Source organism: Vibrio sp. 10N.222.52.C12 (assembly GCF_041474215.1).
GTDB lineage: Bacteria > Pseudomonadota > Gammaproteobacteria > Enterobacterales > Vibrionaceae > Vibrio > Vibrio crassostreae_C.
Genome location: NZ_JBFRTR010000076.1, coordinates 1 through 11,593 on the forward strand (window position 1 = coordinate 1; position 11,593 = coordinate 11,593).

Here is an 11,593-nt window from a genome sequence, read left to right on the forward strand (position 1 = left end):
GAGAGATAGGTTTTCATAAGATTAGAGAATTAAAAAAGTCTCGTTATTTTATGACGGCTATTTATCCAACAGCTAATACTCTTTTGCTAATTATTTTTGTGGTGAAGATTAATTTTATTTTTGGGTGTTATCGAGATGAAACAACGGTTAGAGACGTTTTTATGGCTATCTGATTTTTCGCGTGAAGGATAAGCCGCCGTTGGTATTTATGGGCGGCTTATAGGCTTTTGGTATTTCTAAATGACGTTTGTTAAATCAACTTGGCTTGAAGCAAGCAGGTTGTCGGAGTGCTTTATCGATCGATGAAACAAGCTGTTCGATATGTTCCGGTTGGCTAATGAAGGGAGGCATCATATAAATTAACTTACCAAAAGGACGGATCCAAACACCTTGCTCTACAAAGTGCGCTTGAATGGTTTCCATATCGACAGGTGTATGTGTTTCAACAACGCCAATAGCGCCTAACCAACGAACGTCTTTGACAAGATCATGCTCTCGCAACGGTGGTAGCAACTCAGAAAAGAGTTGTTCAATCTGTTGAGTCTGATTTTTCCAATGGCCTTGCTCGATGATGGATAAACTTGCTGCACCCACAGCACAAGCTAAAGGGTTGCCCATAAAGGTTGGCCCGTGCATAAAACACCCCGCTTCACCGCCACATACGGTGTCTGCGACTTCTTTGCTCGCAAGCGTCGCTGACAGCGTCATATAGCCGCCAGTTAACGCCTTTCCAACGCATAAGATATCTGGTTGAACATCGGCATGCTCACAGGCGAACAGTTTGCCTGTTCGGCCAAATCCGGTCGCAATCTCATCCAAGATAAGTAATACGTTGAATTCATCACACAGCAAGCGAACTTGTTTTAGGAACTCAAGGTGGTAGATGCGCATGCCGCCAGCGCCTTGAACGATAGGCTCTAAGATTACGGCGGCAACCTCTTCATGATGGGCTGTGAGTTTCTCTCGAAAGCTATTGATGTCACTTGAATTCCACTCATCCCAAAAGCCGGTTTTTGGCGAATCAGCGAAAATGTGCTCAGGCAAAAAGCCTTTGTAGAGGCTGTGCATCGAGTTATCTGGATCGGTCACCGACATTGCCGCGAAGGTATCGCCGTGGTAACCATCTCTTAGCGTTAGGAACTTTGAACGAGGTTGCCCTTTAGCATGCCAGTACTGCAGTGCCATCTTAAGGCTAACTTCCACGGCCACTGAACCTGAATCGGCCAAGAATACATGCTCAAGATTACTTGGCGCGAGATTCAAAAGCTTCTTACATAGATCGATAGCGGGCTGGTGGGTGATGCCACCAAACATAACGTGTGAAACCTTATCGATTTGACTATGAGCTGCAGCGTTTAGCTCTGGATGATTGTAGCCGTGGATGGTTGACCACCAAGATGACATACCATCAATAATTCGTTTTCCGCCTTCTAATTCTAGGTAAACACCGTCTGCGTTGGTGACTGGGTAGCAGGTCAGAGGTGTTAACGTTGATGTGTAGGGATGCCAGATATGCTGGCGATCAAAGGCGAGATCCATAGTAACTTCCATTCTTGGTGTGATTAAAAAATAACCAGATGTAAACTTTTGATATTATCAATGTGTTGACAGTCTAAAGCTTGTCGGTAGACTAGCCAAGCATAAATGCAATCTCTATTGATAGAGATGAAACATCAAATAATAAAAAAGGATCGACACGTGGAAGTTCGTCATGACTGGACAGTTGCTGAAGTAACAGCACTGCTTGAAAAACCGTTTATGGATTTAATGTTTGAAGCTCAAGTGGTTCATAGACGGTACCAAGAGCACAACCACGTGCAGGTGAGTACGCTTCTATCGATTAAGACTGGTGCTTGTCCTGAAGACTGTAAGTATTGTCCTCAAAGTGCTCACTACCGAACGGATGTCGACAAAGAACGCCTAATGGAAGTAGAGCGTGTTTTGGATGCGGCGCAAAAAGCCAAGAACGCGGGCTCGACTCGTTTCTGTATGGGCGCGGCGTGGAAAAACCCGAAAGAACGCGATATGCCTCACTTGACTGATATGATCAAAGGTGTGAAAGGTATGGGTCTAGAAACCTGTATGACACTAGGCATGTTAACCCCTGATCAAGCTGGCGAGTTAGCGGATGCAGGCTTGGATTACTACAACCATAACCTTGATACGTCTCCCGAGTTTTACGGCAGCATCATCACCACTCGTACTTACCAAGATCGTTTAGATACGCTATCTCACGTACGTGATGCCGGTATGAAGATCTGTTCTGGTGGCATTATTGGTATGGGCGAAAGTACCAATGACCGTGCAGGCCTGCTGGTAGAGCTAGCGAACCTTCCGGTACACCCTGAGAGTGTGCCAATCAACATGCTCGTGAAAGTGAAAGGCACACCGATGGAAAACGTCGATGATGTTGAATCTTTTGACTTCATTAGGTTGATTGCGATTGCTCGTATCATGATGCCAATGTCAGCGGTTCGTCTATCTGCAGGTCGCGAGAATATGAATGAACAGATGCAGGCGATGTGCTTCATGGCTGGCGCGAACTCTATCTTCTACGGTTGTAAGTTACTGACTACACCAAACCCAGATGAAGACACGGATATGCAGCTGTTTAAGAAGTTAGGTATCAACAGCCAACAAGTGGCTCAGAAGCCTGATGAAATTCAAGAAAACGAACTGTTAGATCAAGTGGTGGAGCGCGTTGCTGCTCGTCCAACGAAAGATGACATGTTCTACGATGCCACTGTTTAAACTTCGTATCAAAAGTGCTCTTGCTCATCGCCGTGAGCAAGGGTTAACTCGTCAACTTAAGGTGTTAGAAAACAGTAATGGTCCTTTGCTTACTAGCAAAAGTTCTAGCTTCATTAATTTTTCGAGTAATGATTATTTAGGCTTGGCAAACGATCCTGAGTTGGTGAATGCGTGGCAAACTGGACTTTCTCAGTATGGTGCCGGCAGTGCGGCATCGCCATTGGTCACAGGTTTTAGTCCTGCTCATCGAAATTTAGAGGCTCAGTTGTGTGAATGGCTCGGCTTTGAACGTGCCATTCTCTTTAGTTCTGGTTTCAGTGCTAATCAAGCCTTGTTGTTTTCTCTGCTCGAAAAAGACGACTCTCTGTTGCAAGACAAACTTAACCACGCCTCCCTGATGGAAGCGGGGATACTTTCACCTGCAACCATGAAACGCTTTAAGCACAACGACACGCAACATTTAGAGTCGCTCTTGAGTCGCACTCCACAATCCTTGGTCGTGACTGAGGGTGTGTTCAGCATGGACGGCGATCAAGCGCCTCTGAGCCAGATATTTAACCTGACTAATCGATACGACAGTTGGTTGGCGGTTGATGATGCCCACGGTATTGGCGTATTAGGTGATAAAGGGGCTGGGAGCTGCAGTGCGGCACAAATCTCACCTGATATCTTGGTGGTGACCTTTGGTAAAGCATTTGGCCTTTCTGGTGCTGCGATTCTTTGTTCGTCAGAGGTGGGTGACTACTTAACTCAGTTTGCTCGTCATCATGTGTATTCGACAGCGATGCCCCCTTCACAAGCGGTGGCTTTGTCTCATGCTTGTCAGATGATTCAGACGCAAGAGTGGCGTCGTGAGAAGTTGACAGAACTTGGCGCTCTTTATGCTGAGCAGATGAGTGGCGTGAAAGGCTTTGTTGATACTCAGACCCCAATCAAGCCGTTCGTTATTGGCGAAGCTCAAGCTGCATTATCTATTGCCGAAGAATTAAAGCGTAACCAAGTTTGGGTAACAGCGATAAGGTCACCAACCGTTCCGACAGGGACTGCTCGTTTACGAATTACCTTAACGGCCAACCACAGTCAGGAACAGATTCTTCAGCTAACTGACTCGTTGCTTCAAGCAATAGAGCGAAGCAACGACTCTGGAAGCCAACCAAGCATAGAACCAAGCTTTGAATTAAAGAAAGAGGCTCAGTAAATGTCACAAGAAGCAGTAGTGCATAATTACGTAGGCCAAGATAAGAGTGCGATTGCCGAAGCCTTTGGTAAAGCGGCAACAACCTATGACAAACACGCTGAATTTCAACGCGATGTTGGCCACCGATTACTGGATAAATTACCCAGCGATCTGTCAGGCTTTAAGGTGCTGGATCTAGGTTGTGGTACTGGCTATTTCTCCGAGCAACTTGTAAAACGAGGCGCCGAAGTGGTTTGCGCTGATCTTTCTGTTGGAATGCTAGCAACAGCAGAGAAGCGGTGTGGTGCATCTGTATCTTTATATCAACAAGCCGATGCCGAACAATTGCCGTTTGAAGATGGGTGCTTTGACATCGTTTTCTCTAGCCTTGCGTTGCAATGGTGTGACGATTTGTCGTCGCCTTTGAGAGAGATGAAGCGTGTTACAGCGGCTGGTGGGCGTGTTATTTTCTCAACTTTGCTTGATGGGTCGCTGTTTGAACTGAAAAAGTCGTGGTCCAAAATTGACGCACATCAACACGTTAACCATTTTATTACAATCAATAAGGTAAAAATTGCGTTAGCGCAATCTAGCTGTACCGTTCATCAACTAGACTTGCCCACCATCACCGTTTGGTACGACACTGCGTTTGAACTGATGCGCGACCTTAAAGGTATCGGCGCTAATCACGTAAGTGGTCGCTCACAAGGTTTAACAAGTCGTCGCATGTTGCAGCTTGTTGATCGGGAATATCGAGAGTTTAAGAACCATCAAGGTTTCTTACCAGCAACATATCAAGTTTGTTTAGGGGTTATTCAATTATGATTGATGCATTATTCATTGCAGGTACGGATACCGAAGTGGGAAAAACTGTGGTTTCAAAAGCGATTCTTCAAGCTTTGGCCGCACAAGATTTATCAACAATTGGTTACAAGCCAGTTGCTGCAGGGAGTGAAAAATCCCCTGAAGGACTACGTAATAGTGATGCACTGCATCTTCAAGAAGCGGCGACGCAAGATATTGCTTACGAAGACGTCAATCCATACGCGTTGTTGCTACCATCATCGCCTCACATCGCTGCTAAGCATGATGGTGTTGTAATTGATGAGGCGGTATTATCAGCGAAGCTAGAAGAGCATAAGAAAAACTCTGACATCGTGTTAGTTGAAGGTGCTGGTGGTTGGCGAGTCCCGGTTTCAGACGATGAATATCTTTCTAGCTGGGTTAAAAAAGAGCAACTGCCAGTGGTACTGACTGTGGGTATTAAACTTGGTTGTTTGAGCCACGCTCTATTAACGGCAGAAGCGATTCGTGCTGATGGCCTAAACCTAGTAGGTTGGGTCGCAAACCGTATCAATCCAGGTACTGAGCACTACGCAGATATTATTGCGATGCTTGAAGATAAGTTAGGTGCACCTAAGTTAGGTGAAATCCCTTACGTCCCAAAAGCGAAGTCTAAAAACATTGGTAAGTACATTGATGTGCAGCCTTTGCTTGCGCTTTAATTACCACGTTATGTACTAAATAAGAAAAGGGCTGCGATTGCAGCCCTTTTGCTATTTTAAGCCTTTAGACCTTGAGTTGATAAACAACCGGTCTTTTAATAAACAAGCTTAGAACTAATGTTCTTTAGTCAGTCCCATTAAAGCTTGCTGAGTTTCTGTGATTTTTGTCTGTGCCGTTTGCGGTGTTAGGATTCCAACCTGCTTTTTCGCTTCTTCTTCAGTAATCCCTAGGTGACAGCACAGTAAATCGATAGCCATTTGAGTGTTAGTACCTTCAACCATGATCCTTTCCTTTTTGTACATGGACTAGCCAATAAATCATCTGAAGTCACTGTAAACGGATTGTTATATCGACACCATACGACTTAGGTCTAATAGAGTGGATTTAATTCGGATATGGTCTCGTAATCAAATGTTGCAATTTAATGCTTAACCTTGTTTTCTTAATCTAAGACTATATGTATAAGTAAGTATAAGTAAGTATAAGTCTTCAAGGTTGGAATCTATTGCTGTCTGCCTTGTCTATAACAATAAGTTTTATAAAAACAGCTTTCATGCGGAGATAAGTAATGAAGCGAGTAATGTTGTTCCTTGCAACTAACCTAGCGGTTGTATTGGTACTAAGTGTTGTTCTTAATGTTGTATACGCAGTTACAGGTATGCAACCCGGTAGCCTCTCAGGTTTATTGGTGATGGCTGCGGTATTTGGTTTTGGCGGCTCATTCATTTCATTAATGATGTCGAAGAAAATGGCGCTACGCTCGGTAGGCGGCATGGTCATTGAAAGCCCACGTAACGAAACAGAACATTGGTTGATGGAGACGGTAAGCCGTCAATCTCAACAAGTTGGTATTGGTATGCCAACAGTGGCGATCTACGACTCGCCAGACATCAACGCATTCGCGACAGGTGCTAAGCGTGACGATTCATTGGTAGCAGTATCAACAGGCCTGCTGCACAACATGACGCGTGATGAAGCTGAAGCAGTATTAGCGCATGAAGTGAGCCACATCGCGAACGGTGATATGGTGACCATGACGTTAATGCAAGGTGTAGTGAACACGTTCGTTATCTTCCTATCTCGTTTCATCGCCAACATTGTTGCGTCGAATGACAACGAAGAAGAGGGTGGCAGCAACATGATGGTGTACTTCGGTGTGTCTATGGTGTTGGAATTGGTATTTGGTTTCTTAGCAAGCTTCATTACGATGTGGTACAGCCGTCATCGTGAATTCCATGCCGATGCAGGTGCAGCGAACCTAGTAGGTAAAGAGAAGATGATTGCAGCGCTAGAGCGCCTAAAGGTGAGCCATGAGCCACAACTAGAAGGTTCTATGATGGCATTTGGTATCAACGGTAAGAAGTCTCTAACAGAGCTTCTAATGAGCCACCCGCCGCTAGACAAGCGTATTGCTTCTCTACGTAACATGTAATCGCTACGTATTCTTCAGTCGCTAATCGACAAGATACATTTGAAAGGCTTCCTTCGGGAGGTCTTTTTTGATCTTGGCGTTTAAGATAACAAGTGTTGAGACATGAAGTATGAGATATGAGGTGCAGTTGTCGCTAGGTGATTAAATTGAATCAGTAGGAGACGAGTCGATCAATTGGAGAAGGCTTGGTGTTCTTATGTTGACGATTCTTGTGGCGATAGATTTAGTTCCACGCAATAAAAAGGCTTCCACATGGGAAGCCTTAGTCTATTCTGCGATTCGAAATTCGAATATTACAGCTTGTCAGTTAGCTCGATTGCTTGACCGATGTAGTTTGCTGGAGTCATCTCTTTCAGACGAACTTTCTCGTCTGCAGGAATCTCAAGACCATCGATGAATGCACGCATGCCTTCGCCATCTACACGTTTACCACGAGTTAGCTCTTTTAGCTTCTCGTATGGTTTTTCAATGCCGTAACGACGCATTACTGTTTGTACTGGTTCAGCCAATACTTCCCAGTTCTTGTCTAGTTCAGCAAGTAGTGCAGCGCGGTTAACTTCAAGCTTGCTAATACCTTTCAGAGTCGAAGTGTATGCAATGATTGCGTAGCCAACACCCACACCTAGGTTACGAAGAACCGTAGAGTCAGTAAGGTCACGCTGCCAGCGAGAAACTGGAAGTTTTTGTGCAAGGTGGCTGAATACTGCGTTCGCTAGACCAAGGTTGCCTTCAGAGTTTTCGAAGTCAATTGGGTTAACTTTATGCGGCATTGTCGAAGAACCGATTTCGCCAGCAATAGTCTTCTGCTTGAAGTGACCAAGAGCGATGTAGCCCCAAACGTCACGGTCGAAGTCTAGAAGGATAGTGTTGAAACGAGCAATTGCATCGAATAGCTCAGCGATGTAATCGTGAGGTTCGATTTGAGTTGTGTACGGGTTCCAAGTTACGCCAAGAGATTCAGTGATGAACTCTTCGCTAAACTGGTGCCATTCAACTTCTGGGTATGCAGAAAGGTGTGCGTTGTAGTTACCTACAGCACCGTTGATTTTCGCTAGGATCTCAACGTTTTCGATTTGCTTGTATTGACGTTCCATACGGTACGCAACGTTAGCCATCTCTTTACCCATAGTAGAAGGAGAAGCTGGCTGACCGTGTGTACGAGACAGTAATGGAATATCACGGTACTCGTTCGCAAGTGCTTTGATAGCATCAATTACGTTACGGATTTCTGGAAGAATCACTGTGTCACGAGCTTCTTTAAGCATAAGCGCGTGAGAGGTGTTGTTGATGTCTTCAGAAGTACATGCAAAGTGAATAAATTCGTTTACAGCGTGAAGTTCAGGAACGCCAGCAACTTTCTCTTTCAAGAAGTACTCAACCGCTTTAACGTCGTGGTTAGTCGTGCGCTCGATCTCTTTGATACGTAGAGCATCTTCTTCGCTGAAGTTAGCGGCTAGTTCATCAAGAAACTGGTTAGCTTCTGCACTGAACGCTGGTACTTCTTTGATTGCATCAGTTGTTGCAAGCTTTTGTAACCAACGAATTTCAACGATAGAGCGGTACTTTAGTAGTCCAAACTCACTAAAGATGCTGCGTAATGCAATAGTCTTACTTCCGTAACGGCCGTCTACTGGTGAAACAGCAGTCAATGCTGACAGTTCCATGGTGTTCTCCTGAATTGAGTTTTCTAAATTTTGAGAGGTTTATACCAGTAACAATCTCAATTGTCACGCACATTGCGCAATCGTTTGCGTGAGAGTTGTGTTGATACAAAAAACAAGCTCGCGACGAGGCGCGAGCTAATAAACTACATTCGAGCTAGTAGGATTTGAGCCTGCTCGATCATCTTCTTGCGACCGAAGATAAGATGGCGGCGTTTACCACCAACCTGGCGCCAAAGAACAGCGCTTCGAATTCCTGACAGAAGCAGTGCGCGAACTTTGTGCTGGCTCGATGTCTGTTGAAGTACCGCTGGCGTACCAGAAACCTGAATGCGAGGGCCGATAGGGCTGACGACATCAAGGTAGATACTTGCAAGGTTGCTGATCATTTGCTCGTCAAACAGATCAAAGTGTTCAGTTTGGCGCTCTGCAGTTTGAATGCGGTCACCAAGCTGAGACATAGAGTCGTTGCGAGAAGACAGCTTACGCTCAAGCGCCATCAAGCTGATGATGTAACGCGTGATATCGCTACCTGCTGGAGTACTATCGATACCTTTTACTAAGCACTCAAGGCCAAGCTTTAGGTTCGCTTCACGTCCAAATACGCCCACGGTATTCGATGGGTTGGTATTTAAAATGGCACTGAGTGAAGCTTCAAAGGCATCTTTATCACAATGGCCGTCTTTCGCTACTTGTTGAACCAAAGCCACAGCTTGGCAAATTCCGGCGAAAGCAATAGTACGGTCATAAAGTGTATTAGCCACGTAGTAACTCCTAGTTGTCTTCTATCGTTTGTCGTTTGATTGATTAGATGCGCTTTTCGATGATACCACCACCAAGACATACTTCGCCTTGGTAGAACACTGCAGATTGACCTGGGGTCACTGCGATTTGTGGCTCATCAAAAATAACCTTAATGTTCTCATCATCAATTGGGATGATTGTACAAGGAATATCTGTTTGACGGTAACGTGTTTTTACCGTGCATGTCATAACTTCAGTAATTGGTGTGCGATTTACCCAATGAAGTTGAGATGCGATCAAGCCTTCTGATTTCAGAAGAGGGTGGTCTTTACCTTGTACTGCGATAAGTACATTACGCTTAAGGTCTTTTTCACCAACAAACCATGGTTCTTCGTTACCGCCACCACCTTTAGTGCCGCCAATATGAAGGCCTTTACGCTGACCTAGCGTGTGGTACATCAAACCTTGGTGTTGACCAATCACTTGGCCTTCAGGTGTTTCGATGTTACCCGGTTGTGCTGGTAGGTATTTGCCTAGGAACTCAGTGAACTTGCGCTCACCGATAAAGCAGATGCCTGTTGAATCTTTCTTCTTAGCTGTGATCAAGTCTTGCTCTTCAGCAATACGTCGCACTTCTGGCTTCTCTAATTCACCGACAGGGAATAGGCTGCGTGCCACTTGATCTGAGCTTAGCGTGTATAGGAAATAACTTTGGTCTTTGTTGCTGTCTAGACCGCGTAGCATTTCTGGTTTTACGCCAGCATCAAGCTCTTCTTGAGTTGGGAAAGTACGACGAACGTAGTGACCCATCGCAATGTAGTCTGCGTCTAGCACTTCATCCGCAAACTCTAAGAATGCTTTAAATTTGATTTCTTTGTTACAAAGAATATCTGGGTTAGGTGTACGACCTGCTTTGTACTCTTCAAGGAAGTATTCGAATACGTTGTCCCAGTATTCTGCAGCAAAGTTGATAGTGTGAAGGTGGATACCTAGTTTGTCACATACCGCTTGAGCATCAGCAAGATCTTCAGCTGCCGTGCAGTATTCTTCGTTATCGTCTTCTTCCCAGTTTTTCATGAAAAGGCCTTCTACCTGATAGCCTTGTTGCTGAAGAAGATACGCCGATACTGACGAATCTACACCGCCGGACATACCGACAATTACTTTCTTTTCGCTGTTTCCAGAGCTGATATCTGACATGTCTAAACACCGTTACTATTACTTGGTCGCAGATTCTAACAGAAAGAGAAACGCCGTGACAGATCCGAGACCGGAATCACAGTTTCATTTGCACAAATAGTGCGCTGACTTTGTTAGAGAATCGCATGAGAGCGAGGTGAGTCGCTAGGATGTCAGAAGTATATGTGGCATAGTCGCTCGAAATCCAAGACCTGAGATAAAAAAATGTCTGAACAAAATGAATTTATGCAAGAAGAAGAGCTGATTGAGATCATCGAGAACCAGCTTGAAGATGGCGAACCAGTGAAAGTGAAAGAGACGTTGATGCGTTTAATGATGACAGGCACTCCACGTGAAGAAGCAATTGCGGCTATGGCATGTGCACTGGCAATTGAAGTATTTGACGTTATGAAAAACGGCGCGGAGTTTAATCAAAAACGTTACGCGGAGCATTTGGGCATGCTGCCTGATTTAAGCTTTATGGAAGGCGAATAAAAAAAACCTTCAGCAAACGTTTGCTATAGTTTGAAAGATTGCCGCGTTAAATATAGCGCGGTAGAATCCGCCACCTATTTCCCCTTGACTTAGACTAGCCTTATGAAATTCCCTGGACAACGTAAATCAAAGCACTACTTTCCGGTTCACGCTCGTGATCCTCTAGTGAGCCAAGCTCAAAGCAGTAAAAGAATGTCACGCACTCATATTATCGGTATTGACCAAACATTGGTGGATATTGAAGCAAAGGTGAGTTCTGAACTTATTGAGAAGTATGGTTTGAGCAAGGGACATTCACTGGTTATTGGCGACGCAGCCGCTGAATCTTTGTATCAAGAATTAAAAGAGCAGTGCCTGATTACCAATGAATACGCTGGTGGCACAATTGGTAACACATTACACAACTATTCAGTGCTAGCGGATGACCGTTCTACACTGTTAGGTGTAATGAGCCAAGATATTAAGATTGGTAGTTACGGTTATCGCTATTTATGTAATACATCAAGCAGAATGGATCTGAACCATTTACAAGGGGTAGATGGCGCAATTGGTCGCTGCTTTGCATTAATTACAGAAGACGGTGAACGTACTTTCGCAATTAGCGAAGGACAAATGAACCAATTAAAACCAGAAAGCATTCCTGAAAAA

11 protein-coding genes and 1 pseudogene are annotated in these 11,593 nt (G+C 44.7%); 7 read left to right on the plus strand and 5 right to left on the minus strand.

What is annotated here, in order from left to right; translation table 11 throughout:
- Window positions 1-255 precede the first annotated feature (255 nt).
- Window positions 256-1,539: an adenosylmethionine--8-amino-7-oxononanoate transaminase gene (gene bioA, locus AB4623_RS14415; protein ID WP_372146711.1), complete on the minus strand. Its 1,284-nt coding sequence runs from the start codon at window positions 1,537-1,539 to the stop codon at window positions 256-258.
- Window positions 1,540-1,698: 159 nt separating this feature from the next.
- Here bioA and bioB point away from each other — a divergent pair, with 159 nt between their 5' ends.
- From bioB to bioD, 4 genes are read left to right on the plus strand one after another with little or no spacing between them, the layout of a single operon-like run.
- Entirely contained in the window at window positions 1,699-2,751 is a 1,053-nt protein-coding gene (gene bioB / locus AB4623_RS14420; protein ID WP_372146713.1) for a biotin synthase BioB, read from the plus strand.
- Window positions 2,738-3,949 carry an 8-amino-7-oxononanoate synthase gene (gene bioF / locus AB4623_RS14425; protein ID WP_372146719.1) on the plus strand — a complete coding sequence of 404 codons (1,212 nt, stop codon included), beginning with the start codon at window positions 2,738-2,740 and terminating at the stop codon, window positions 3,947-3,949. Before bioB ends, bioF begins: the two co-directional genes overlap by 14 nt.
- Window positions 3,950-4,753 carry a malonyl-ACP O-methyltransferase BioC gene (gene bioC / locus AB4623_RS14430; RefSeq protein WP_017060254.1) on the plus strand — a complete coding sequence of 268 codons (804 nt, stop codon included), beginning with the start codon at window positions 3,950-3,952 and terminating at the stop codon, window positions 4,751-4,753.
- Window positions 4,750-5,433 carry a dethiobiotin synthase gene (gene bioD / locus AB4623_RS14435; RefSeq protein ID WP_017060255.1) on the plus strand — a complete coding sequence of 228 codons (684 nt, stop codon included), beginning with the start codon at window positions 4,750-4,752 and terminating at the stop codon, window positions 5,431-5,433. The genes bioC and bioD overlap by 4 nt, the downstream gene beginning before the upstream one ends.
- A gap of 114 nt (window positions 5,434-5,547) precedes the next feature.
- On the opposite strand, the gene AB4623_RS14440 is transcribed toward bioD, so the two are convergent.
- Window positions 5,548-5,715: a hypothetical protein gene (locus AB4623_RS14440; protein WP_017060256.1), complete on the minus strand. Its 168-nt coding sequence runs from the start codon at window positions 5,713-5,715 to the stop codon at window positions 5,548-5,550.
- A gap of 287 nt (window positions 5,716-6,002) precedes the next feature.
- On the opposite strand from AB4623_RS14440, the gene htpX reads away from it, so the two are divergent.
- Window positions 6,003-6,866 (plus strand): protease HtpX, encoded by an 864-nt coding sequence (htpX, locus tag AB4623_RS14445; RefSeq protein WP_029235495.1) that lies wholly within the window; start codon window positions 6,003-6,005, stop codon window positions 6,864-6,866.
- 293 nt (window positions 6,867-7,159) lie between these two features.
- On the opposite strand, the gene purB is transcribed toward htpX, so the two are convergent.
- The 3 genes from purB to mnmA form a co-directional block, all read right to left on the minus strand.
- On the minus strand, window positions 7,160-8,530 hold the full coding sequence (purB, locus tag AB4623_RS14450; protein WP_372146714.1) for an adenylosuccinate lyase: 1,371 nt from the start codon (window positions 8,528-8,530) through the stop codon (window positions 7,160-7,162).
- Between the two features lie 143 nt (window positions 8,531-8,673).
- A complete protein-coding gene (hflD, locus tag AB4623_RS14455) occupies window positions 8,674-9,291 on the minus strand; it encodes a high frequency lysogenization protein HflD (protein ID WP_372146715.1) in 618 nt (205 codons plus the stop codon).
- 43 nt (window positions 9,292-9,334) lie between these two features.
- Window positions 9,335-10,471 (minus strand): tRNA 2-thiouridine(34) synthase MnmA, encoded by a 1,137-nt coding sequence (gene mnmA, locus AB4623_RS14460; RefSeq protein ID WP_017060260.1) that lies wholly within the window; start codon window positions 10,469-10,471, stop codon window positions 9,335-9,337.
- 204 nt (window positions 10,472-10,675) lie between these two features.
- Here mnmA and AB4623_RS14465 point away from each other — a divergent pair, with 204 nt between their 5' ends.
- Entirely contained in the window at window positions 10,676-10,945 is a 270-nt protein-coding gene (locus AB4623_RS14465; protein WP_010439986.1) for a hypothetical protein, read from the plus strand.
- A gap of 102 nt (window positions 10,946-11,047) precedes the next feature.
- Window positions 11,048-11,593: pseudogene (locus AB4623_RS14470) on the plus strand (inosine/guanosine kinase); the annotation flags it as partial.